The 23,180-nt window shown below is 43.6% G+C and carries 21 protein-coding genes; 13 read left to right on the top strand and 8 right to left on the bottom strand.

The genetic code is table 11. The features are described 5' to 3' along the window. Positions 1-20: 20 nt before the first annotated feature. Both AC6CHI_RS11370 and AC6CHI_RS11375 read right to left on the bottom strand, forming a co-directional pair. Positions 21-1,220, bottom strand: coding sequence for an MFS transporter (locus AC6CHI_RS11370; protein ID WP_498121361.1), 1,200 nt, complete (start codon positions 1,218-1,220; stop codon positions 21-23). Positions 1,221-1,241: 21 nt separating this feature from the next. Beyond that, complete coding sequence (locus AC6CHI_RS11375; RefSeq protein ID WP_498121362.1) at positions 1,242-1,664, bottom strand: RidA family protein; 423 nt, start codon at positions 1,662-1,664, stop codon at positions 1,242-1,244. A 68-nt stretch (positions 1,665-1,732) separates the two neighbouring features. Here AC6CHI_RS11375 and soxR point away from each other — a divergent pair, with 68 nt between their 5' ends. Further along, entirely contained in the window at positions 1,733-2,248 is a 516-nt protein-coding gene (gene soxR / locus AC6CHI_RS11380; protein ID WP_498121364.1) for a redox-sensitive transcriptional activator SoxR, read from the top strand. Between the two features lie 48 nt (positions 2,249-2,296). Here soxR and AC6CHI_RS11385 read toward each other — a convergent pair whose 3' ends face one another. Beyond that, positions 2,297-3,223 (bottom strand): DMT family transporter, encoded by a 927-nt coding sequence (locus tag AC6CHI_RS11385; protein ID WP_498121365.1) that lies wholly within the window; start codon positions 3,221-3,223, stop codon positions 2,297-2,299. Between the two features lie 935 nt (positions 3,224-4,158). Between AC6CHI_RS11385 and AC6CHI_RS11390 the strand changes: the two genes are divergently transcribed. The 6 genes from AC6CHI_RS11390 to AC6CHI_RS11415 all read left to right on the top strand — a co-directional run bounded on the left by AC6CHI_RS11390 (position 4,159) and on the right by AC6CHI_RS11415 (position 10,083). Next, positions 4,159-5,286, top strand: a complete 1,128-nt coding sequence (locus AC6CHI_RS11390; protein ID WP_498121366.1) for a Re/Si-specific NAD(P)(+) transhydrogenase subunit alpha — start codon at positions 4,159-4,161, stop codon at positions 5,284-5,286. Between the two features lie 11 nt (positions 5,287-5,297). Next, positions 5,298-5,621 carry a proton-translocating transhydrogenase family protein gene (locus tag AC6CHI_RS11395; RefSeq protein ID WP_498121367.1) on the top strand — a complete coding sequence of 108 codons (324 nt, stop codon included), beginning with the start codon at positions 5,298-5,300 and terminating at the stop codon, positions 5,619-5,621. A gap of 3 nt (positions 5,622-5,624) precedes the next feature. Continuing rightward, positions 5,625-7,079 carry an NAD(P)(+) transhydrogenase (Re/Si-specific) subunit beta gene (locus tag AC6CHI_RS11400; RefSeq protein WP_498121368.1) on the top strand — a complete coding sequence of 485 codons (1,455 nt, stop codon included), beginning with the start codon at positions 5,625-5,627 and terminating at the stop codon, positions 7,077-7,079. A gap of 357 nt (positions 7,080-7,436) precedes the next feature. After that, the gene (locus AC6CHI_RS11405) at positions 7,437-7,733 is read left to right on the top strand and encodes a DUF3303 domain-containing protein (RefSeq protein ID WP_498121369.1); all 297 of its coding nucleotides are present in this window, start codon (positions 7,437-7,439) and stop codon (positions 7,731-7,733) included. 387 nt (positions 7,734-8,120) lie between these two features. After that, positions 8,121-9,461 carry an ammonium transporter gene (locus tag AC6CHI_RS11410; protein ID WP_498121370.1) on the top strand — a complete coding sequence of 447 codons (1,341 nt, stop codon included), beginning with the start codon at positions 8,121-8,123 and terminating at the stop codon, positions 9,459-9,461. 13 nt (positions 9,462-9,474) lie between these two features. Further along, a complete protein-coding gene (locus AC6CHI_RS11415; protein ID WP_498121371.1) occupies positions 9,475-10,083 on the top strand; it encodes a hypothetical protein in 609 nt (202 codons plus the stop codon). A 151-nt stretch (positions 10,084-10,234) separates the two neighbouring features. Here the strand turns inward: AC6CHI_RS11415 and rsfS are convergent, their stop codons facing one another. From rsfS to AC6CHI_RS11440, 5 genes are all read right to left on the bottom strand, one after another. Continuing rightward, the gene (gene rsfS / locus AC6CHI_RS11420) at positions 10,235-10,636 is read right to left on the bottom strand and encodes a ribosome silencing factor (RefSeq protein WP_458892924.1); all 402 of its coding nucleotides are present in this window, start codon (positions 10,634-10,636) and stop codon (positions 10,235-10,237) included. Between the two features lie 75 nt (positions 10,637-10,711). Next, positions 10,712-11,506, bottom strand: coding sequence for a hydroxypyruvate isomerase family protein (locus AC6CHI_RS11425; protein ID WP_458892923.1), 795 nt, complete (start codon positions 11,504-11,506; stop codon positions 10,712-10,714). 18 nt (positions 11,507-11,524) lie between these two features. Then, entirely contained in the window at positions 11,525-12,394 is an 870-nt protein-coding gene (locus AC6CHI_RS11430) for an NAD(P)-dependent oxidoreductase (RefSeq protein WP_498121373.1), read from the bottom strand. A 39-nt stretch (positions 12,395-12,433) separates the two neighbouring features. Beyond that, positions 12,434-13,219, bottom strand: coding sequence for a crotonase/enoyl-CoA hydratase family protein (locus AC6CHI_RS11435; protein ID WP_498121374.1), 786 nt, complete (start codon positions 13,217-13,219; stop codon positions 12,434-12,436). Positions 13,220-13,308: 89 nt separating this feature from the next. Continuing rightward, a complete protein-coding gene (locus AC6CHI_RS11440) occupies positions 13,309-16,119 on the bottom strand; it encodes a GacS-like sensor histidine kinase (RefSeq protein ID WP_458892920.1) in 2,811 nt (936 codons plus the stop codon). Positions 16,120-16,272: 153 nt separating this feature from the next. Here AC6CHI_RS11440 and cysM point away from each other — a divergent pair, with 153 nt between their 5' ends. The 6 genes from cysM to AC6CHI_RS11470 all read left to right on the top strand — a co-directional run bounded on the left by cysM (position 16,273) and on the right by AC6CHI_RS11470 (position 23,065). Then, complete coding sequence (gene cysM / locus AC6CHI_RS11445) at positions 16,273-17,193, top strand: cysteine synthase CysM (RefSeq protein ID WP_498121376.1); 921 nt, start codon at positions 16,273-16,275, stop codon at positions 17,191-17,193. 38 nt (positions 17,194-17,231) lie between these two features. Next, positions 17,232-18,050, top strand: a complete 819-nt coding sequence (locus tag AC6CHI_RS11450) for a 3'-5' exonuclease (RefSeq protein WP_498121378.1) — start codon at positions 17,232-17,234, stop codon at positions 18,048-18,050. Positions 18,051-18,056: 6 nt separating this feature from the next. Then, complete coding sequence (gene rlmD, locus AC6CHI_RS11455; protein ID WP_458892917.1) at positions 18,057-19,448, top strand: 23S rRNA (uracil(1939)-C(5))-methyltransferase RlmD; 1,392 nt, start codon at positions 18,057-18,059, stop codon at positions 19,446-19,448. A 29-nt stretch (positions 19,449-19,477) separates the two neighbouring features. Further along, positions 19,478-21,784: a RelA/SpoT family protein gene (locus tag AC6CHI_RS11460; protein WP_458892916.1), complete on the top strand. Its 2,307-nt coding sequence runs from the start codon at positions 19,478-19,480 to the stop codon at positions 21,782-21,784. Between the two features lie 97 nt (positions 21,785-21,881). Next, positions 21,882-22,637 carry a nucleoside triphosphate pyrophosphohydrolase gene (gene mazG, locus AC6CHI_RS11465; protein WP_498121416.1) on the top strand — a complete coding sequence of 252 codons (756 nt, stop codon included), beginning with the start codon at positions 21,882-21,884 and terminating at the stop codon, positions 22,635-22,637. 23 nt (positions 22,638-22,660) lie between these two features. Next, positions 22,661-23,065 carry a ComEA family DNA-binding protein gene (locus AC6CHI_RS11470; protein ID WP_498121380.1) on the top strand — a complete coding sequence of 135 codons (405 nt, stop codon included), beginning with the start codon at positions 22,661-22,663 and terminating at the stop codon, positions 23,063-23,065. Positions 23,066-23,180: the final 115 nt, after the last annotated feature.

A 23,180-nucleotide genomic window follows, 5' to 3' on the forward strand; every position in this document is an offset into this window, starting at 1 on the left:
AAGAGGACTGGAATCGATCATCAGCGGTTGTGTGGCGTGAGCGGTTTGTTGAAACTCAAGAGATCAATCAATGCAAAGACAGCCGCCGCAATCACTAAGCCGATCCCGACCAAGCAGCTCATCCCCCATCCTCCATGATGCCAAGCATAAACCCCCAGTGCGGAACCGCAGGCACCGCCAATAAAATACAGGGTCATATAAATGGAGTTAATCCGCGATTTGGCATCGGGGCGAATACGGAAAATGATGTTCTGATTACTGCTATGTACCACGGCTAAGCCTAAATTGATTAAGCCGTAGCCCAAAATATAGCTGATCAGATGATGCCCCCCTAAATACAGGAAGTACCAGCTGGTCGCCATAATGCTGCAGCCAACCCAAGTCAGTAGCGTGGTATAGCCTTGGTCGGCTAATTTTCCTACATACTGCGTGGATAAGGCACCGAACACCCCAATCAGTGGAATAATGCCAACCAAGACATCGGGTAATTGATAGGTCTCAGAAGTCAACAAGAGCGCTATGGTCGAAAATAGAATACTCATGGCTGCAAATACACAACCACCAATCAAGGCACGTAAAATCAGGCGTCGTTCTTGCTGAAGCAGTTGAGCCATCGACTTAAAGACCTCTAGGTAGCTCATGCGAGAGGACATGACATAAGGCAGGCGCGATTTCAGCAAAAAGGCTAAGAGTAAAATGCTAAAACCGCTGAGCACATAAATCAGTTTCCAATGAAAGAGGTTCGAGAGTAAGCCGGCCAGACTGGTGGACAGCAACAGACCAACCAATAAGCCACTCATCAAAAAGCCGATGACTTCTCCCGTTTTTTCAGGTTTGACCGCCATGGTAGCTAAAGGAATCAAGACTTGTGCTGCAACCGAAAATAAACCTGCAATTGAGGTTCCTAACCAAAGCATGGGTAAATTGACTGCAAAAGCACAAATAAATAATCCGATTGCTGCCAGAAACATTAAAAGCGGAATGAATTTGGTTTTATTGACCATGTCGCCAATCGGAACAATCAGCAATAAGCCCAGTGCATAGGATACTTGGGCAAAAGTGACAGTTAACGCCACCTGTGATTCAGGCACATTATAATATTGCTGAATTGAATGAATAAGCGGTTGGCAATAATAGTTCGCACCGGCACACAAACCGCAAGCCACAGCCATCAACCAGAGTAAGGATTTGTCTTGGCTAATATCAGGAGAAGAATTCATAAAGTTCCTTTGCTGGTGTGATTAATGACAGTAAGCAGTGGCTTCAATTTCAATCAGCATCTCTTCTAAGGCAAGACACGGAACAGGTATCAGCGTACAGACTGGGAAAGCATGATCTTTCCAGTGCGTTTGTATTTCCTGAATTAAAAGCGAATGTTTTTGGGAGCTGTGATCAACCACCAAAATTTTTAAAACCGCAATATCTAACAGAGATGCATGGGCATGCTGCAGTGCAGATTCTAAATTGACAAAGGCTTGTCGTATCTGTTCTGCAAAATCTTTAGATAAACGCCCTTGTCGGTTTTCACCACCTTGCCCTGAAATATGCAGTATACGAGAAAAATGCCTGACTTCTGCCATGTGACTATAGGCAAAAGGGCGTGGATTATAAAGTGTTTTTGGGTTAATCAGGCGAAAAGGCGAAGTTGAGCTGGATGCGGACATAAGCGGTTCTGCTTTGATGTAAATTTTTGCTAGTATCAAAGCTCAAGTTAACTTGAGGTCAAGTATTCATGTCAGATCCGCAGAATAAGGATGGCTCTCCATCTTCATGGCTCACAATAGGGGAATTGGCAAAACGGAGTGATGTCACGGTTGCTACATTGCGCTTTTATGAAGAAAAGCAGCTGATTTGGAGTATTCGTACCTCAGGTAATCAACGACGTTATCAACGTGCAATGCTACGACGTGTTGCCATTATTAAAGCCGCACAACAGGTGGGAATTTCGCTGCAACAGGTCAAGACAGCATTTCAGGTGTTGCCGAAACAGGGTAATCCCAGTAAGCAAGATTGGCAGCACATGTCACAACAATGGCAACAGACCTTAGATCAGCACATCATACGTTTACTGCAACTGCGGCAACAGCTGGATGGGTGTATTGGCTGTGGTTGTCTGTCACTCGAGCAATGTCCGCTGCGTAACCCTGAGGATGCTTTGGCGGCAGAATCGGCTGGTGCACATTTTCAGCAACTGTTATTGCATATCCAGGCAGATGCTGCACAGTTCCAGCTTACGAACAAGGAATAGTGTGATCAGTACGCGGTATTCTGCATGCTTGATTGGGATTGCATCCCCTTAGTTGGCCAGTTTCTTTTTGGATAAAGTAATCAGCATGACCCCAACAATGTTGAGCAAGCAGCCCACCCATTGCCAAAAATTTAGATGTTCATTTAAAAAAGCCACGGCCAATAATATCGTCAAGATGGGGCCAATGGAGGCAATCATGGCCGATTGCGCAGCCCCAAGACGTTCAATACTCTGCATTAATAAAACGGTTGGAACCACGGTGACAAAAAAGCCGAGGGCTAAGCCATACCATAATACGCCTGTCGGTAATTGCTGAATCAGCTCAAAAGGTGCAGGAGTCACCCAAAAAAATTGTACTAAGGTTCCAATACAGGCAGTGCTGAGTGCCAGCCCAGTAAAGTTCCATGAACCAAATTTTTTAATCAAGGGCGGGGTTAATAATAAATAGGCCGCAAAGGCAATTGCACTGGCAAAGACAAAACTGGCACCCAGCCAGAAATGTTCTTGTACAGGAGCATTCTGCTGTTCTTGCAACATCACTAATACTGTTCCGCCATAACTGAGTAAGATTGCAAATATGCTTTTAAGAGACAACTTCTGACGGTACAACGCACAAGATGCCAACACGGTTAAAGTGGGATAAAGGAAAAGAATAATCCGTTCGAGCGAGGCACTAATATACATCAGACCCTGAAAGTCCAACCAGCTGGCAAAGTAGTAGCCCATTAAGCCCGCCACCATCAACAGGGACCAATCTTTTACGGATAAATTTCGATTGTGATGACGATTCAGCCAACTCATCAGTAAAAAAAACGGGAGTGCGCAGGCCATACGAATTGCCATCAGGAGGGTGGCATCGACCAGTGGAGACAGAGCATAGGCTTGTTTAATGAAGATGGCCTTGCTGCTAAATAAGAATGCTGCACCAATTGCAAATAAGCTACCAAGTTGGGTACGGGATAAAGAAAAGGTCATGGTGGATGCGCTTTAAACAATTGGGCGATTGATCGAGCTTTGCAGTATAGAGTGTGGCAGGCACAGTTAAAAATGCAAAAAACTGATAGATCTACATACGATTTGGAATAATAAATTTAAAGATATATAGCTTAAATTTATTAAATTAGCTGATTTAAAATATTAAATCTTTTGATAATCAATGGGGTATTTGAATTCTTATCCTGTGTAAAAATTCTGTCAGGCCAAAAGACTTGTTCATGCTGTCCGTTAGGCTTTAGCTTGGGTGAATATTTAGTGACCTAAAATAGTGCAAAATATGACAAGTGAAACATATTGCATCATCAGGCTAAATGATTAGAAAAATTTTTTTAATTAAATTTTCTGCTTGATAAGACTTTCGCCCTATTTCACTTTTATGACTTATTGTGGCGTTAAGCTTGAAGATGCTGATTCAGCACAGGCAAGTCATGAGTTGGTCCAAAAATTCAAATTTCAGCCTGATTAAGCCCATTCGTTGCTGTCGTCATGGTTTTATAAAATGTCATTCAGGTCAACTTTGTGCAGAAAAATCAAGAAAAGGGCTGAATCAAGCGCACCTTGATCAGGCTCAGCATAGAAGCTGCATCCTAGGGCAGTTGTCAAAATCACCAGTGCAACTACAGCGTTGTGGGGAGTAAAGCTGAGATTTTTGGGGTATGGGAGAGATAAAAATAAAAATCACCCGATATTCGTATGAATTTTACTCACCTATGTGTTGGGCAAAACTGATGGATGATATATCGAATGATTATATTTATGAATCATCAGTTCAAAATATGGGTATTTATTAAATAAATATTGGGTGGTAATTTAAAACAGTTCAATTAGAATCCAAAAATTCAACAAGAACACATCCTGGGGGAACATCGTTTTTAACGGTGTTTGCTAGACAAAAATTAGCTTGAGGAATGCTCATGCAAATCGGAATCCCAACCGAAACTGTCGTCGGTGAAAATCGCGTAGCCGCTACGCCAGAGACAGTCAAGAAGTTGATCAATGCTGGTCATACTGTGGTTATTCAACGTGGAGCAGGTGTTAAGGCTGCTTACATTGACAGTGCTTATGAACAAGTTGGTGCCAAAATTACAGATGATGCCTATACGGGAAGTCAACTGATTTTGAAAGTCCGCGCCCCGAAGGGTGAGGAAATTCAAAAAATGGCAGCAAATACCACAGTCGTGGCAATGTTTGACCCGCACCGTAACACCGAGCTAGATCAATTTGCATCACAACATGTGTCTGCATTTGCATTAGAGCTGTTGCCACGTACCTTGTCTCGTGCTCAAAACATGGACGTGTTGTCTTCTCAAGCCAACCTTGCAGGCTACAAATCTGTACTTTTGGCTGCAGCAGAATATCAACGCATGTTCCCAATGTTAATGACCGCTGCTGGTACAGTAAAACCTGCGCGTATTGTGGTTATGGGTGTGGGTGTTGCTGGTTTACAGGCGATTGCAACTGCAAAACGTTTAGGTGCAGTGGTTGAAGCTACAGATTTACGTCCAACTGCAAAAGACCAAGTGGAGTCTTTGGGTGGTAAGTGGTTAGACGTGCCAATGTCTGAAGAAGAACAGCAACGTGCAGCCGATGCCGCGAAAAACGGTTATGGATGGATGCCAGGTGAGCAATACATCAAAGACCAAGCGGCAATCGTGGACAAAGCGGTATCCAATGCAGATATCGTGATTACCACGGCATTGTTACCAGGTCGTGATGCACCACGTTTAATCAAGGCAGAAACAGTTGCCAAGATGAAACCGGGTTCAGTCATTCTGGATATGGCGGTGGAAACAGGCGGTAACGTTGAAGGTTCACAATGTGGGACCACTGTGGTTACGGAAAATGGTGTGAAAATTTTGGGTGTTCCAAATATTCCATCAACCGTGTCTACCGAAGCATCTGCACTGTATGCACGTAACGTTTTTAATTTTGTCGAAACCTTATTTGATAAAGACCAAATCCTTGTCTTGAATCAGGAAGATGAAATTCAAAAAGCGCTAATGGTTACACATGGCGGTCAAGTACTGCTGAAGCGTGGTTAAGGAGATTACTCATGGTTGAAACGATTACAATTTTCGTCCTTGCCATCTTCGTAGGTTATTACGTGGTATGGGGCGTAACACCAGCATTACATACGCCATTGATGGCGGTAACCAATGCTTTATCTTCGATCATCATTGTTGGTGCGATGATTCAGACAGTGGGTATGCCAGTAATTGGGGTTGATCCCAATGTTGCTTTCCAAAGCGTGAATGTAGTGAGCATCTTGGGTGCAGTGGCTGTGTTCTTGGCAAGTATCAATATTTTTGGTGGCTTTGCGGTAACCGCTCGTATGCTTGAAATGTTCAAGCCGAAGCAAAAGAAGAAAGAGGGCTAATACATGGAATTTATTCGAGACTATGCGGATTGGTTCTACCTGATTGGGGCAGTCCTCTTTATCTTAACGTTACGTGGTTTGTCAGGTCCTAAGACGGCAATTCAAGGGAATCGTTACGGCATGATCGCCATGGCGATTGCTGTTGTAACCACCTTCTTTGTCGCCGACCATCCGGTGATTTGGATGATTGGCGGTGCCATGGTACTGGGTGCAGTGGTTGGTATCGCGCGTGCGAAAACGGTTCCAATGACGCAAATGCCAGAAACTGTTGCCTTAATGCACTCATTGGTGGGTTTGGCTGCGGTACTGATTGCGATTGCTGCCATTCTGCACAACAACCAGCTCACAGCATTGTTTGAACAAAATGAAGCGGCTTTAACTGCTGCGGGTGTGCAACATGCGCATATGAGTAGTGTGCATTTATTCGAATTGTTTGTTGGTTGTTTCGTTGGTGCGATTACCTTTACAGCTTCTGTATTTGCTTACGGTAAATTGGCTGCGAAAAAATGGGCAAAAACCATTTCGGGTGCATGGGTTAAACCGGTTCAAGCAACAATTTTTATTGCAATGCTGGCATGTGGTTTCTACTTCTTCACCACAGGTAATATGAATGCATTCTGGGCCATGACAGCGCTTGCACTGGCATTCGGTTGGGTATGGATTGCACCTGTAGGTGGCGGTGATATGCCAGTCGTGGTATCACTGTTGAACTCATTCTCGGGTTGGGCAGCAGCAGGTATTGGTTTCACGCTTGAAAACAACATGTTGATCGTTGCGGGTTCATTGGTAGGTTCTTCGGGTGCAATTCTTTCTTACATCATGTGTAAGGCGATGAACCGTTCCATCATCAACGTTTTGTTTGGTGGCGCAATGGGCGGAACAGCGGTAGCTTCTGCGGACAAAGGCGAACAAGCACAGCGTAACCATCGTTCGGGTTCAGCAGATGATGCAGGCTTCTTGATGTCAAATGCAGACAGTGTTGTGATTGTACCTGGCTATGGTATGGCGCAAGGTCGTGCACAAAATGCGGTTAAAGAGTTATGTGAAATCTTGAAGGAACAAGGTGTTAAAGTTCGCTTCGCGATTCACCCAGTTGCAGGTCGTATGCCAGGTCACATGAACGTATTACTTGCAGAAGCAGATGTAGCTTATGAAGACATCTTAGAGATGGATGAGATTAACTCAGACTTCCCTGCAACAGATGTAGTACTGGTGATTGGTGCAAACGACGTTGTTAACCCAGCCGCGAAAGATGATCCAAGCTCTCCGATTTACGGTATGCCAATTCTGGAAGCACATAAAGCGCGTACCATTATGGTGATCAAACGCTCGATGGCGACAGGTTATGCGGGCTTAGACAATGACTTGTTCTACAATGAAAAAACCATGATGGTCTTCGGTGATGCGAAGAAAGTCGTGGAAGATATGACCAAAGCCATTAATGGTACAGGTCACTAAGAGACTGAATCTTAGAATTGAAAAAACCACCCTGCGGGGTGGTTTTTTTTGTTTTAAGAAATCTATATGTTTGAAGGTTATGAAAATGTGGAGTTAATTTCATTTACTCTGCTCTTAAAAATAGCCTCGATTTTTGAGGTGAATTTAATGAGTGAATGAATGCTCAGTGACTGTACTACAATTTATAAATATCAAAATACAACCAAATAGTGATCAAAATACTATCAAAAATATGAGGGGAAATTGTCACAATAGTAAGATCACATGACTGGCAGATCATTATGGTTAGGAGGATGAGTAAGGCAAGCTCACACGGGATCGTAAGGTAGTTGTGTTGATTCATCGAGGAGATGGCTTATGTTATTTATCGTGAAGTACAAAGTTCGCTCAGAAAATCGTAATGCGGCGATGGAACGGTTTCTTGAGTCAGGAGGAAAAGTGCCAACTGAAATAAAATTGCTAGGAAGATGGCATACAGTGGCGCAATTATCGGGTTTTGCTGTAATCGAGGCCAATGATGCTGAGTCGATACAGCAATGGGTAATGGAGTGGAATGATATTCTTTCTATGAAAGCTTTTCCTGCTTTGACGGATGAGCAAATTGCACCAATGATGATGGCTGTATTAGCGAAAAAGAGTGCTATCACAAAATAATCCATGCGGAAAAGAGCCAATTAAAAATATAAAAGCTCAGAGGAATTTAAATCTGAACATTCTCAGGCAATTCTAGATGTCTATTGGTGTTCTTAAATTGTACCAAGTATAGAAACCTATATAGCGTGTATCTATATGTTGATTAAGAATGATTTGATTGCAAGTTTTATGGCTTAGATATTGAATTGAGCTGTATTTGAAAAACCATCCTGCGGGGTGGTTTTTTTATGCTTAAACCTGCATGGATTTTTGTGATGGGTTGTCTGAAATGGCATAGGAATGAATTGTGGGGGTTGGTGTTGGTTAAGAGGGGAATCTTATCTTGATGGTTTTGTGTTCTAGTTGGCACTGATTTTGCTTTTTTGTGAACAGATTATGGGGGTGTTCATGAAAACAATAAATTATCTACTTTTAATGCTGTTATGGGGTTGGTCAGCCAATAGTGTTGCGGCTGAGGCGATTGCGACACAAGCGCAAAATATTCAGGAAATTCGCATCTCCCTCGATAGTGTCTGGGTGGTGATGGGCGGAATCTTGGTGTTTTTTATGCAAGCGGGTTTTGCTTTGGTGGAAAGTGGTTCCGTTCGTGGCAAAAATACGGTCAACGTATTGATGAAAAACTATATGGATGCTTGCTTGGGAGGCTTGGTCTTTTGGCTGGTGGGTTTTGGTTTGATGTTTGGTATCAATACCACAGGTTGGTTTGGTGCAAGTCATTTTGCTCCGAATCAACTGGATGATTGGCATTGGAATTTAGTGTTCTTTCAAATGATGTTCGCGGCAACAGCAACCACGATTGCCAGCGGGGCGATGGCAGAGCGGATCCATTTTGTGGCTTATGTGGTGAGTGCGGCTGTGGTCAGTGGCTTAATCTACCCTGTGTTTGGTAGTTGGGCATGGGGGAGTTTGTTTGCAGGGGAAGGCTGGTTAAAGTCTCTGGGTTTTATTGATTTTGCTGGTTCGACGGTCGTGCATTCAATTGGTGGCTGGGTGGCATTGGCCGGGATTCTGGTTTTGGGACCGCGTTTGGGGCGTTTTGGGCGTAATGGGCAATCGCATTATCTGGCAGGGCATAATGTACCTTTGGTGGCGTTGGGCGGATTTATTTTATGGTTGGCTTGGTTTGGATTTAATGCAGCCTCTACCGTCAATGCCACAGTCAGTATTGGTCGAATTGCTTTGAATACCCATCTGGCAGCATGTGCCGCAGCGGTAGCTTATATGTTTTATGCCTTAGTGCGTGGCAAGGCGATTCTTATTCGGACCACGATTAATGCTTCTTTGGGGGGATTGGTTGCCATTACTGCGGGCTGTGCCACCATGAGTCCAGTATATGCGATTGTTACAGGTTTGGCTGCGGGGCTGGTGGTGAGTGTGATTCCTGTGCTGATGGAGAAATTAAAGCTGGATGATGTGGTGGATGCTGTGACCGTGCATGGTTTTTGTGGTGCGTGGGGAACCCTTGCTGCTGGTCTGTTTTATGAAGCCAGTCCGTTTAATTCACACATTATTTCAGTACAGATTTTAGGTGTTATTGCTGGTTTTGTTTGGGGGTTTGGTGTGGCATTTATGGTATTTAAAGTGCTGGAAAAGCTCTTAGGGGGCTTACGTGTGAGTACTCAGCATGAACAACGTGGCTTGGATTATAGCGAGCATGCAGAATTGTCTTATCCTGAATTTCAGCGTGATGTGACTTTTGAAACTGATGGTATGACCAAACGTCATTAAGGAGTTCAGCAGTATGCCAAATGAATTGTTAAGTATTGGACAAAAACGTAGTGCCATAGAGCGAGGTCTTAGCCAATATTTAAATGGAATTGCTTTGGAGCGGGTCTTAAGTTACTGGGAAAAAGAGTATGGCGATAAACCTTCATTTGTATTGAATCGCTTTTTGAGTGAAGTCTGTAATACCGATGAATTGCGTTTCTATCGCAAAGATATGCTACGTCAGGTCTTGTTTGAGATTGCGCAAGTCGAGAAGCAGGTTTTATTGGAGGTGAAACCGCAGAGCAAAGCAGAGGCTTTGGAATCGACACAGCTCAGGGATGCCTTTATGCAGTTTGTCGCCCTGCTGCTCAAAGGGGTGGTTCCTAGTGATGTTTCTGATTTTGATCAGGAGCTGAAAATGCGTTTTAGTAAGATGGGTTATGCGGTTGCCTCTCATTTGGAAATTCATGCGCATGATTTTGTTTCACTCTTACCAGTCAGCAGTTATGCCAAAGCACTCACGGTAATTTATGAAGTGTATTGCGAGTTTTATGGTCCCACTAAAGCAGATTTTATCTTTGCACGGGTCAAAGAGCAGATCAAACAGCAATTTATGGGGGTTGATCTACAGCAGTTAATTTAAATGGATCTGGGCTTGTCTATAAAGGCACTCTCGGTTTGAGCGTGTCTTTTGATGGCGGATAAGATGGTGAGAATCCATAAAAAGATGCACAATAAAAAAGCCAGTTACTCTGAAGAATAACTGGCTTTTTAGACCTTGAGGGTCATTGTTCTTATGCTACAGATTCTGGAGCTGTACGCCATAAACTTTCTAGGTCGTAGAATTTACGTGCAGTTGGAAGCATGACATGAACAACAACGTGTCCCAAGTCAATTAAAATCCACTCTGCATCACGTTCGCCTTCTACACCAATAGGGCGGAAACCAGCTTTACGTGCTTCTTCTGCCACATTGTCAGCAAGTGCTTTTACGTGGCGAGTTGATGTACCGCTTGCAATCACAATCGCATCTGCGACATTGCTGATGCTGCTCACATCAAGTTCAATAATATCTTTGGCTTTTACATCTAATAGAGCTTCATGTACAACTTTTAAGCAAGCTTGTACATCCTGAGCTTGAGAATTCATTGCGAGATCGAGAGAATTAGAAGCGCTGGGCGATGGTTCTAAATTCATAAAGGGTCATAATTCCTGACAATAACTCACCTTCTAATATAGCGGTTTTATCACTAAATTTCAATTGTCTGTTTTTTAACTTTGTGGATGCTCGGCAAAATACTTGTTTTTCCAAGCGAAAGAATGGTTGGAATGCGCTTGGGGGCGATATTCTGCACCAATAAAACCTGCATAATCGCTATGACTCAGCCAATCAAAAATTTCTTTGAAGTTAATTTGTGCGGTATCTGGCTCATGTCGTCCAGGACAGTCTGCAAATTGAATGTGACCAATTTCTAGAATATTTTGTTTTAATTCTTCTAGCACATCTTCGCCCATCATGGCCATATGATAACAATCATATTGCATCTTCAGAGCAGGGTGCTGTACCGCTTCCAGAATTTCCTGCGCTTGGGCAATATTCTGAATGAGAAAGCGCGGCATGTCGGTGCCATTAATCATTTCAAAGACAGGCTGAATATGATGTTCAGCCAACATAAAACAGGCCAGCTTCAAATTTTTAGCGAGGGTATTTAGGCAAGGTAACAGGTCGCAGTCCAGTGGTTGTTTGCCGGCCAAAATATTGACGCTAGGGACTTTTAATGCCACGGCATATTGAATGGCGGTTTCTAGGGCTCGATGGAATTCAAGCTCTTTACCGGGGATGCCCGCTAGGCCATTGCCACCTTGCATTAAATCACCCGCAGGAACATTAATCAGGCATAAACTTAAATCGTGCTGAGTCAGTTGGTTCTGAATGTCCGCAATGCTGAGTTCATAAGGAAACTGGATTTCAACATGTTTGAAGCCATGTGCATAAGCAAGTGCAAAACGTTCAATGAGTGGCACTTCCGTAAAGATCATGGACAGATTCACTGCGAGTTTAGTCATGAGCTTGCTCCTGCATTATTATTCTGTTTCAACTTGTTGAATTACTGTTGCTAAATCAGCTTCAGCATAGCCTTTATTTTGATGTGTCTGCAATTGCGACAACGCTTTTTTTGCGACTGGAATATCCAGTTGGAATTGTTCGGCTAGCTGTACCGCATTATTTAAATCTTTTGATAAAGTTTGTACCTTCCATTGTACAGGTTCAAACTGATGGCTGGCCATGCGAGGTGTTAAAATTTGAAACGGCTTAGAGTCGGCAAAGCCTCCCGCCAGTGCAGGTGCAAGTAATGTGGTATCTACACCGGCTTGACGTGCCAGTGCAACGGCTTCTGCAATTAAGGTGCTATTGGCAGCCACAATCAGTTGATTGCAAATTTTGGTGGCTTGACCTGTGCCAGTTTCTCCCATACGGGTGACGCGTTGTGAAAGCACGTTATAAATCAGTGACAGGTCCTGAATGATGCTGGCGTCGCCTCCCGCAAAAATCACCAAAGTCCCTTGTTCTGCACCAGCTGTGCCTCCCGACACAGGTGAATCAATCCAGTGAACACCATCTTGCAAGGCCAGTGCAGCCAAGGATTGGGTTTGCCCGACCGATAAACTTGAGAAATCCACAATGATTTGTTGAGCTTGCCAAAACGGACGGATTTTCTCAATGACCTGTTGCATTGCAGAGTCATCTGCCAAGCAAGTCAAAATTACCGGATAGTCCGCAATCTGTTCGAGTTGTAAGGCTGTTGCCCCCAGATCAATCAGAACATCACAGGCCGCAGCAGTTCTGTTCCATACGGCTACTTCAAATCCCGCTTGCAGTAATCGGGTTGCCATACGGCTGCCCATGAGTCCCATACCAAGAAATGCAATTTTCGTATTACGATCAAAACTCATTGGAATCTCTCTATCGTTTAAGGTTGTTGCTTTAAATTATTAAAATTGACGCGGAACAAATTCGACTTCAGGTTGTTTGTCTTTTTTGCGTGCCAATTGGCTATTTTTGCCAAGTAAAAGTTTCAACTGCCAAATTTTCTCTAAGCGTAAAGATTTACGGGGATGGTGTTCCATGGCATCCAAAACCTGTTTTGCAGCGGCTAAGGCATCTGGTGAACGTTGCAACATTTCTTCTGCCAGTGCTTGAGCTTGTTGTAAAGGGGTTGTAGATAAATGGGTGACCAAGCCAATCTCTTTGGCATACTTGGCATCAAAGATACGCGCCGTCAGGGTAAGTTCTTTGGCTAAATCCAGCCCAATAACCCCTTTCAGTGAGCGACTCAAACCCATATCTGGCACTAAACCCCAGCGGCTTTCCATAATCGACATTTGGGTTTCAGGGTGGGCAATTCGAATATCGGCCGCCAACGCCAATTGCATGCCCGCACCGAAGCAAAAACCTTCTAAGGCTGCAATCACGGGAACCGGCAGTTCTTGCCAAATCAGGAAAGCTTTTTGAAATAAACTTTGGCCAGGTTTCACCAGTTCCCATGCCGCATAAGCACGATTTTTGGGATTGTTTAAATCGGCAAGGTCAATTCCCGCGCTAAATACATGGGCTTCGCCAGTTAAAATTACACAACGGATACTGCGGTCTTTTTTGAGTTGATTGGCTACTTTCACCAGTTCGTTTAAGAGAGCAAAGCTCATTGCATTACGCTTTTCTGGTCGGTTTAAGCTGACCGTTGCGATTCCATTCTGTTTTTCTACACGTAATAAAGCCATGTTGGATACTCTAATTTTGCTTTGCTTCGGAGCATAGCATGCAGCCAAAGCACTTGCATGACAGAGCAGTCACATCTTTTCGATGCTCTTTATTGCCCGTATTTATTCAAAACTGACTGTGCTGCTTGCTGTACTTGTTGCATGATCAATTTTAGTTCATCAAAGCGTTGTAGTGTTTCTTGAATAAACTGCTCATCCGCCCGACGTTTTTCTTTGCGTAGGGTCGAAATGAATTGCTCAAAGGCACCAGAAGCTTCTTGTAGACTTGGTGCACCCACGTAGCGAGTGGCGCCATACAGGCGGTGCAGGACATGTTCTAGCTGTGGAAAATCTTCGAGTTCGATCAGTTGCTGCATTTCATCCAGTTCGGTATGGAAGCTATCAACTAGCATTTTCAGTAAATCGGCCGCCAAATCTTCTTTATTGGCCGCCAACTGTAGGCTTTGTTGCCAGTTGAGAATCTGCGGATCGAGTGCTTCAAGCACTATGTTTTTCTCGACCAAAGCGGTTTTGTCGAATTGTTTACGTGTCCAGTGCGTTAAAATCTGAATAATCTGTTCAATTTGAATTGGCTTGGTGACGTAATCGTCCATCCCTACTTTTAACAGCTTTTGCTTTTCATCCGCTAAGGCATGTGCAGTCAGGGCAATAATCGGTAGGTGAGATTCTTCCTCTAAGGTGGATTCCAAAGCGCGAATGGCACGCGTCGTATCAATCCCCGACATCACTGGCATTTGAATGTCCATGAATACCAAATCAAAAGGTTTGAGCTTTTGTTCAAGCCGAGACTGAATAATGTCAATTGCTTCCTGACCACTTTGGGCTTTGGTTGTGGTGACATTTAATTCACTCAAGAGTGCTTCGAGTACAATCAAATTGGGTAAATGGTCATCAACCGCTAAAATATGCAAGCCCTGACCATCAAAGTTTTCATGCTGTTCCGACTGGAAAATGGATTGATTGCTTAATAGCTGAATCAAGGCATTCCGACTCAACGGTTGGTACAGTGGGCGTGCACGATATTCATTGAGCATGTTCGGATCGAGCGCCATTTGATAGCCATAGACCGCAAGACTACCGGTATAGCGACTACGAATCTCTTTCAGCATGGCTTCGGTGTCACCACTGTGATCGACAATCAACCAAGTGTTTTCTTGTTGCGACTGAATTTGATTGAGGCGGCTAAATAAATCCAGAATCGATGCCGCTTCAATATGTTCCACTTGATAGTTTTCTAAATAATGGCGTAGAACATGCGCGGCGGCATGGTGAGCCAAGTAGGACACCACTTTCATGTGCCCAAATTGCGGATGCACGATTTCATATTCTTCATCTACCGCAAACATGGCGGTAAACCAGAAGGTTGAGCCTTTCTCGGTTGGGGCGCGTTCTTGGTTGTCTTCAAAACCAATTTGCCCTTGCATGAGGTGTACCAATTGTTTGGAAATTGCCAGACCCAATCCAGTACCGCCAAATTGACGGGTCACTGAGGCATCACCTTGTGAGAACGATTCAAACAGACGCTTACGATCGGTACCACTTAATCCAATGCCACTATCTTGCACACTAAAATGGAGTAAGCATTGTCCAATATCATCATGTTTCATGCGAACCCGTACGATGATTTCACCATCTGGGGTAAATTTAATGGCATTGGAAATTAAATTGGTCAGAATTTGCTTAAAACGCAGGGCATCGCCAATCACTTGTTTCGGGACATCATCGCCATAGTAGAATGCCATATCGATATGTTTTTGTGCCGCCAGAGGGGACAACATATCCATCACATCAAAGATGGCTTCCTCAAGATCAAAGGGAGCAGTTTCCAGCTCCAATTTACCCGCATCAATTTTGGAGAAATCTAAGACATCATTAATCAGTGCCAATAAATGCGCAGACGATTTACGAATGGTTTGTAAATATAAGTTTTGTTCGTTGCTGAGGTTTCCCTGCCGTAACAGCAAATGTATAAAACCATCAATACTGTTCAACGGGGTTCGCAGTTCGTGACTAATGTTGGCCAAGAAAACCGATTTGGCTTGGTTGGCTGAAATAGCTTGGTCACGTGCTTGACGATAGGTGATGTTCTGGACTTCGAGCGTGTCTAATGTACGTCTTAAGTCATCTTCGGTTTGTTCGGTATGTTCTTTTAATTCCAAAAAGCTGAAATGAAGGCGTTTGACCACATTGGCAATATCACGCTGTAACAGTCGCAGTTCGCCAGTACTGTTAATGATCATGTGTTGATCTAATGTGTCGGCATTTAAGCGTTGTAACTGCATGCGAATTTCATACATCGGGGCAATCCAGCGACGTGAATAGAAATTCAGGCACAGCAATAACAGTAATAAGGTTAATAAGCCTGTCGCAACCAATACGATCAGTACGCGATAACGCGCAATTTGTAGCGGTTGATTGTCTAACTCAATTAATAACCAGCCTTTTTGATGCGGCGATTCATTAATTTGCATGCCATAGACATGATTGCCATTTTGTTTAATTGGACCAAAAAAGCTTTTATCTTTAGGGAATTTGGGCCATGGTTCTTGCGCATCACTGCCAATATTAATACGTTCAGCACCAGTGTGATCCAGAATGGTGGCGTGATTCAGCAGCTTTTCATTAAACATATACTGCATGGCATTTTGCGCTTGATCGTAATGCCATGGATAGCGATTGAGCAAATCCAACGCAGATTCAGCCGTGCTTTGATAGCGTGTCAGAATAGCAATCGCCATTTGACGTTGTTGTGCTTTTGCGGCATTGGAGGTTTCAGTTAAAACCAATGCCGCACCCACGCAGGCCAAAATCATAATCGGCACAAAAATCATGGCAATCAGCTGTCCATAAGCATGATTTAAGTGTAGGCGCTTAAATAACTTTTTATTGAAATTCGACATGGCAAACGTAATAAATTCCCTATGCCCAGCATATTAACATGCTTTATTTGAAACTGACCGTGCTTTAATCACTTTCATGAAAAACCCCGTGAAAAGGGTGCAGGACAATCCATTTTTTCATACAATAGCCGCACCTCGATCTAGGTGTAGACCATGAGTAACACAACCCCTGATTTCCAAGCAGATGAATTTTTGTTAGACCATTACGTCGGAAAAACACCTTTAGTGCGTTTACAGCGTCTAGCCAAACACACGCAAGCCACAGTTTTAGCGAAGTTAGAAGGCAATAATCCAGCAGGTTCGGTTAAGGACCGTCCAGCTTACAATATGATTATGCAGGCAGAAAAGCGTGGGGAAATTCAGCCAGGGGATACGTTAATTGAGGCAACCAGTGGTAATACCGGTATTGCCTTGGCGATGGTGGCTGCTATGCGTGGTTATCAGATGAAACTGATTATGCCTGCGGGTTCTAGTCAGGAACGCAAAGATGCGATGCGTGCGTATGGCGCCGAGCTGATTGAGTCTGAGAATATGGAAGAAGCGCGTGATATGGCGCTACAAATGCAAAAAGATGGGAAAGGACTGGTCTTGAATCAGTTTGGCAATCCAGACAATGTGGAAGGCCATTACCTCTCAACGGGTCCAGAAATCTGGCAACAAACGGGTGGCAAGATCACGCATTTTGTCAGCGCCATGGGGACAACAGGCACCATTATGGGGGTGTCGAAATATTTAAAAGAACAAAACCCTGACATTCAAATCGTGGGATTACAACCTTCAGATGGTTCAAATATTGCGGGCATTCGTCGCTGGCCACAGGAATATTTGCCAACCATTTTTGATCCAAAACGTGTTGACCAGATTATGGATATTCCACAAATTGAAGCGGAAAAAACTGCACGGCAATTGGCGCGTAAAGAAGGCATTAGTGCAGGGACATCATCGGGTGGAGCAGTGTGGGCATCCTTACGGATTGCAGAAGAAAATCCGGATGCGGTCATTGTCTGCATTATCTGTGACCGTGGTGATCGTTATTTATCGACAGGTTTATTCTCGGTCCAAGACCCTGAATAATTGCACTGTAACCCTTTGAATCGAGTTTGAGAGTATACATGCGCTTACCTGTTCTAGTTTTTGATATTGAAACCATGACGGACTTAAAGTCCGGTGCGCATTTGTATGGCTTGGATTTGCCTGAGCCAGACTTGGAGCAGGCACTGACCAAGTTGCGTCGCCAAGAAGCGGGTATGGACTTTCAACGCTTACCTCTGCATGAAATTGTCTGTATTTCAGGGTTGTGGGTCGATGAACTGGGGGCGATGAAACTGTTCTCCTTTAGTCGAGAACAGTTTTCTGAAGCCGAAATTTTAAAGAAATTTTTATCGATTTTTAATAAAAAGCTTCCGACATTGGTGAGCTGGAATGGTTCACAGTTTGACTTGCCAGTGATCCTTTTCCGGGCCATGTATCATGGTTTGTCTGCATCGAGTTTGTTTGATCAAGGCGAAATTGATCAGCAGAAGAAGTATAATAACTACCAAAACCGTTACCATCATCGTCATGTCGATTTAATGGATGTAATGGCGATGTTTAATATACGTCATTTCCAAAAGCTTGATGATGTTGCGCATTTACTGGGCTTTCCGGGTAAGCGTAGTGATGGCGGTTATCATGTGCCCGAATATGTTCGCTTACAACAATGGCAGGATTTAACTGGCTATTGTGAAGGTGATGTATTAAATACATGGTTAATTTATTTGCGCTGGTTGTTATTGAAAGGTCAATTACAACTGGAAGAGCATCGTGCTTGGATTCAAGCCAGCATTCAGTTGCTGCAGTCTCATCCTCAACATGCTGATTTTCTGAAAATTTGGCGTGAAACGTCGCAACAGACAGAATTTACAGCATCCGATTTTCACCATTCAAACTAGGTTTTCATGAAGCATCGTCAGCATACCCGTCCAAGTCAGCAACCGATTTATACTTTTAAGGTTGAGACACTGTCACATGAGGGACGAGGGATTGCCCACTATGGTACGGATGCCGCTCATCCTGTCGAAAAACAGGGCAAGAAAGTTTTTATTCGTCAGGCATTACCCGGTGAAACGGTTCGTGCCAAAATCACTCATGCCAACAAACGCTTAGAAGAAGCGGATTGTATTGAGGTTGTGGGTCAGCCTTCTGAATTGAGGGTAAAGCCAGCGTGTCCGCATTTTCATGTCTGTGGTGGCTGTAGTTTGCAACATATCGACAAAGATGAGCAGATTCGTTTTAAGCAAGATGTGCTGCAATCGCATTTACAGCATTTTGCTGGCTTACAACCTGAACAGTGGTTGGCACCGATTCGTTCCCTGCGTGAAGATTATCGTCGTAAAGCCCGTATCGGGGTGCGTTATTTCCCGCAGCGTGATCAGTTGATAGTGGGATTTCGTGAAAAACAAAGTAATAAATTAACGTCAATTGATCGTTGTTTGGTGCTTGATCAAGCTTTTGGTTCAATTACACGCTTGAAGCAGTTACTCCAAAGTCTAACAGCCAAAGCTGCCATTGGGCATATAGAATTGGCAATGGGCGATCAGGAAGTTGCCTTATTGATTCGTCATACAGAAAAATTATCGGATCAAGATGTCAACCAATTAAAACAGTTTACGTTACAGAAGCAGTGGCAATTGTATTTACAGCCTGCAGGTCCAGACAGTTTGCAGCGTGTGGATCAGGATCAGGCAGAAATGCGCTTACATTATGCTTTAGCGGATTTTGATGTGAATTTTAGTTTTAGTCCGCTTGATTTTACCCAAGTGAATTCAACCGTAAATCCGCAAATGGTGAAGCTGGCATGTGAATTGCTAGAATTGCAGCAAGGTGATCGCGTATTAGATTTATTTTGTGGACTTGGTAACTTTTCTTTACCGCTTGCGCGTTGTGTAGCACCTACAGGACACGTGATTGCAGTGGAGGGCAGTGATGAAATGGTTCAACGAGGTCAAGACAATGCTCGTCGCAATGACATGACCAATATTGAGTTCTTTTCACAAGATTTAACAAAAGATTTTTCGCATCATTCTTGGGCAAAGCAGGGATTTGATGCATTATTGATAGACCCACCACGCTCTGGCGCGGAAGAGGTAATGCATTATGTGCCTAAATTTAATGCAAAAAAAATCGTTTACGTCTCATGTAATCCAGCAACATTGGCAAGGGATGCAGGTGTATTGGCACAACATGGCTATCGATTAAAAAAGGCAGGTGTGATGGATATGTTTACGCATACTGAACATGTCGAATCAATTGCCTTATTTGAGCAAGAAAAAGAGATAAACGATTTATAATATGAATGATTATTTTGTAGGAGAAGGGTATGGTCACAGTACGTGAGCAATTGCCTGGGCGACTCAATGAGTTGTCTGAGGAAGCGACTGTAGAGCATGCCGAACAAGCTCAACTTGATTTAGCAGAATGGTTGGATCGAGTTCGCAGTATTTTAGACGGGGCAGCGCTCAAGCAACTCGAAGAAGTTGCCAAAGAGACTTTGCAAAAAGAGTTAGAATCCACCACCAATCATCGATCAAATACCTTTTATACCGGTATTGAAATGGCCGACATCTTGGCGCATTTACATGTCGATGAAGATACCCTTTCTGCCGCAATGTTGTATCGCAGTGTTCGTGAAGGACTCATGAGCATTGATTTTGTGCGAGAACATTTTGGCGAACAAGTTTTTAGCTTGGTTAAGGGTACCCTGTCGATGGGTAAGCTTTCCGAGTTAATTGAGCAAAATAAACGTTTAGAAGATCATTTTAATAATGATCAGCGTGAGCATTTGACTGGCATTTACAAGATGTTGATTTCAGTCACAGAAGATGTTCGTGTTGTACTGATTAAGCTGGCAGAGCGTACCTATGCTTTGCGTGAATTGGCAAAATCATCACGCGAACGTCAAGAACGTGTGGCACGAGAAATTCTGACCATTTACTCACCGCTGGCGCACCGTTTGGGGATTGCCCAGTTAAAATGGGAGCTAGAAGATCTGGCCTTCCGTTATTTAGCGCCAGAACGTTATAAGGAAATTGCATCCTTATTGAATGAAAAACGTTTAGAGCGTGAACATTATATTCAGTTCGTGATTGATAAGCTCAAGAATGAACTGGCTGAACATGGGATTGAAGCCGAAATCAATGGTCGGGTTAAACACATCTATTCGATTTATCGCAAGATGAAAAGTAAGAACCTGAGCTTTGATCAGCTGTATGACATTCGTGCCGTGCGTGTCTTGGTGAAATCGGTGCCGGAGTGTTATCACTCACTGGGTATTGTGCATCAAATTTGGCGACATATTCCACATCAGTTTGATGACTATATTACCAATCCGAAAGCCAATGGTTATCGTTCTTTGCATACTGCCGTGATTGCGGAAAACAAGTCGCTGGAAGTACAAATTCGTACCCGAGATATGCATGAAGAAGCCGAGTTGGGGGTATGTTCGCACTTTAACTATAAAGAAGGTGCAAAAACCACCGATCACTCTTTCAATCATCGTTTACATTCGTTGCGTGCTGTGTTGGAACACTATCAGGAACGTAACGATGCCAGCGCGCATAAAGACGAGGAAGGTTCTGAAAACTTTGAACAGATTCAAGAGTTTGAAGACTTTGAGAAAATTTATGTATTTAGTCGTGACGGGGATATTAAAGAGTTACCTCGTGGCTCGACCGTACTGGACTTTGCTTATCACGTGCATACCGAAGTGGGTAACAAGTGTTATGCCGCGCGGGTTAACCAGCGTTATGTGCCGCTGACCTATACCTTAAAAACAGGTGAGCAAGTTGAGATTTTAACTAAAAAAGATCGTGAACCTAACCGTGATTGGTTGGTGAATTCTTTGGGTTATATCAAGACTGCACGCGCGCGTGACAAGTTGCGTCATTGGTTCCGTCAGCAAGATCGCAGTAAGAATCTTGAGATTGGCCGTGATATTCTGAACAAAGAATTGTCGCGCCTTGCGATTCATCCGAAAAGTATTGATTTAAGTGACTACTGTAACCACTTCAATGTGAAATCGGGTGATGATATTCTGATTAATCTGGTCAGCGGTGATATTAGCTTGCATGCCTTGATGAATCAGGTGAATCGTCATATGCATCTGGATCAGGATGAACCTGAACTGGTGTTGAAGCCTGCACTTAATCCTCGTGCCAGTCATACCTTGTCAGCACATGGAATTTTGATTGATGGTCTAGATAATGTTGAGCTACATATTGCACAATGTTGTCAGCCTGTTCATGGGGAATCTATTGCAGGTTATATTACCCTGAATCGTGGTGTCAGTATCCATAAGGTCGCTTGTCCTGATTATATGCGTATGATTGGTCAGGAACCAGAGCGCGCAGTGGAAGCAGACTGGGAAATGCAACCCACACGTGGTCAAAGCGTGCAGATTGTGGTGGAGGCGTATGACCGTCGTGGTCTGTTGAAAGATCTGACACAGGTGATTTTCTCCGACCAAATCAATATTCGTCAGGTGAATACCATTTCCGAAGCGGATGGTATTGCCAACATGAAGTTGTTGATTGAAGTCAAAGGCTTGGCGCAATTGTCACGCTTGTTGGCGCGCTTGGAGCAACAACCCGGCATTATTAGTGCCCGCCGTTTAATTCAGGGAAATTAAACCAATTACCTATTAAAAAAGCCTGCCAAGCGCAGGCTTTTTTATCCCTGTGATCGTAACCATTAAATTTTATTCAGGATTAGAGCGTCGTTTGAACATGGAACAACTATTGGATGTTATGCAGCAATTACGAGAAAAATGCCCGTGGGATCAAAAGCAAACACCCAATAGTTTAACGCCTTACGCGATTGAAGAAGCGTATGAGGTGGAAGCGGCTGTGCGTTCGGGTGATCTTCAGCATATTAAGGAAGAGCTGGGGGATTTGTTGCTGCAAGTGGTGTTTCAATCGCAAATGTATAGTGAGCAGGGCGCTTTTGATTTTCAGGATGTCGTGCAGGCGATTACCGATAAATTAATTCGTCGCCATCCCCATGTATTTCAGGCAGAACAGTTTAGCCAATTAACGGCTGAGCAAGTGTCTGAGCTTTGGAAACAGATCAAACAGCAAGAAAAGCAGGGCAAGCCGAAATCTCGATTGGATCAAATTAAACATGGACCAGCTTTACAACAAGCGGAACAGATTCAGCAGAATGCTGCTCAGATTGGCTTTGATTTTTCAAATGTTGAGGATGCGTATGGCAAGCTAGAGGAAGAATTACAGGAGCTGCAACAGGCGATCCAGCAGCAAGATTCCGATGAAATACAGGCAGAATTTGGGGATTGTTTATTTTCACTGATCAATGTAGGACGTAAACTAGGCGTTAATAATGAAATTGCCCTGTTAGGGACGATTGATAAATTTAGAACACGCTTTGCTTACATAGAAGATCAGGCCCGACTGCAACACAAATCATTGGCGCAGTTGTCACTCGCTGAAATGGATCAACTTTGGGAGCAGGCAAAAAATAAATGACTTCATAATAAATTAGGCATGCTATGCAACAATATTTTCCCCCGTTTCATGTGGTACGTGTGCTGGTGTTTTTTACACTTACGCTTTTGACTATGCACACGGTGTATGCCCAAAATTTTGATCAGCAGTATTTGAACTGGAAAGCTCAACAACAGGCGCAAGATGCGCGACTCGGAACATCGGCGACCGATGCAAATTACTATTTAGCCAAACCCAGTGTTGCACCTGTTTCAGGCAATAAAATTCGGCTCAATAGTGCGACTTCAGAACAATTGCAGCAATTGTCGGGCATAGGCGAGAAAAAAGCTGAAGCGATTTTGCAATATCGGCAAGCTCATGGAAAATTTAAAACCATTGATGAACTGCAACAGATTAAAGGCATAGGGCCGAAACTTTTGCAGAAAAATCGAGATCGGCTGGCGCTCTAAGCTTTTATTTTGCAAAATTGCTAGGCAATAATCATGATCGTGTTGAGATAATCAAATTGCCCTTTGATTGTGTTAGAGATATGATTAGCAACATCTTAGACATTTTACGTTCAGG

It is taken from the genome of Acinetobacter sp. GQ146 (genome assembly GCF_059758585.1).

Bases quoted from the DNA above. Each gene is read 5' to 3' on its own strand.
- AC6CHI_RS11370 (WP_498121361.1), bottom strand. From the start codon at position 1,220: ATGAATTCTTCTCCTGATATTAGCCAAGACAAATCCTTACTCTGGTTG.
- AC6CHI_RS11375 (WP_498121362.1), bottom strand. From the start codon at position 1,664: ATGTCCGCATCCAGCTCAACTTCGCCTTTTCGCCTGATTAACCCAAAA.
- soxR (WP_498121364.1), top strand. From the start codon at position 1,733: ATGTCAGATCCGCAGAATAAGGATGGCTCTCCATCTTCATGGCTCACA.
- AC6CHI_RS11385 (WP_498121365.1), bottom strand. From the start codon at position 3,223: ATGACCTTTTCTTTATCCCGTACCCAACTTGGTAGCTTATTTGCAATT.
- AC6CHI_RS11390 (WP_498121366.1), top strand. From the start codon at position 4,159: ATGCAAATCGGAATCCCAACCGAAACTGTCGTCGGTGAAAATCGCGTA.
- AC6CHI_RS11395 (WP_498121367.1), top strand. From the start codon at position 5,298: ATGGTTGAAACGATTACAATTTTCGTCCTTGCCATCTTCGTAGGTTAT.
- AC6CHI_RS11400 (WP_498121368.1), top strand. From the start codon at position 5,625: ATGGAATTTATTCGAGACTATGCGGATTGGTTCTACCTGATTGGGGCA.
- AC6CHI_RS11405 (WP_498121369.1), top strand. From the start codon at position 7,437: ATGTTATTTATCGTGAAGTACAAAGTTCGCTCAGAAAATCGTAATGCG.
- AC6CHI_RS11410 (WP_498121370.1), top strand. From the start codon at position 8,121: ATGAAAACAATAAATTATCTACTTTTAATGCTGTTATGGGGTTGGTCA.
- AC6CHI_RS11415 (WP_498121371.1), top strand. From the start codon at position 9,475: ATGCCAAATGAATTGTTAAGTATTGGACAAAAACGTAGTGCCATAGAG.
- rsfS (WP_458892924.1), bottom strand. From the start codon at position 10,636: ATGAATTTAGAACCATCGCCCAGCGCTTCTAATTCTCTCGATCTCGCA.
- AC6CHI_RS11425 (WP_458892923.1), bottom strand. From the start codon at position 11,506: ATGACTAAACTCGCAGTGAATCTGTCCATGATCTTTACGGAAGTGCCA.
- AC6CHI_RS11430 (WP_498121373.1), bottom strand. From the start codon at position 12,394: ATGAGTTTTGATCGTAATACGAAAATTGCATTTCTTGGTATGGGACTC.
- AC6CHI_RS11435 (WP_498121374.1), bottom strand. From the start codon at position 13,219: ATGGCTTTATTACGTGTAGAAAAACAGAATGGAATCGCAACGGTCAGC.
- AC6CHI_RS11440 (WP_458892920.1), bottom strand. From the start codon at position 16,119: ATGTCGAATTTCAATAAAAAGTTATTTAAGCGCCTACACTTAAATCAT.
- cysM (WP_498121376.1), top strand. From the start codon at position 16,273: ATGAGTAACACAACCCCTGATTTCCAAGCAGATGAATTTTTGTTAGAC.
- AC6CHI_RS11450 (WP_498121378.1), top strand. From the start codon at position 17,232: ATGCGCTTACCTGTTCTAGTTTTTGATATTGAAACCATGACGGACTTA.
- rlmD (WP_458892917.1), top strand. From the start codon at position 18,057: ATGAAGCATCGTCAGCATACCCGTCCAAGTCAGCAACCGATTTATACT.
- AC6CHI_RS11460 (WP_458892916.1), top strand. From the start codon at position 19,478: ATGGTCACAGTACGTGAGCAATTGCCTGGGCGACTCAATGAGTTGTCT.
- mazG (WP_498121416.1), top strand. From the start codon at position 21,882: ATGGAACAACTATTGGATGTTATGCAGCAATTACGAGAAAAATGCCCG.
- AC6CHI_RS11470 (WP_498121380.1), top strand. From the start codon at position 22,661: ATGCAACAATATTTTCCCCCGTTTCATGTGGTACGTGTGCTGGTGTTT.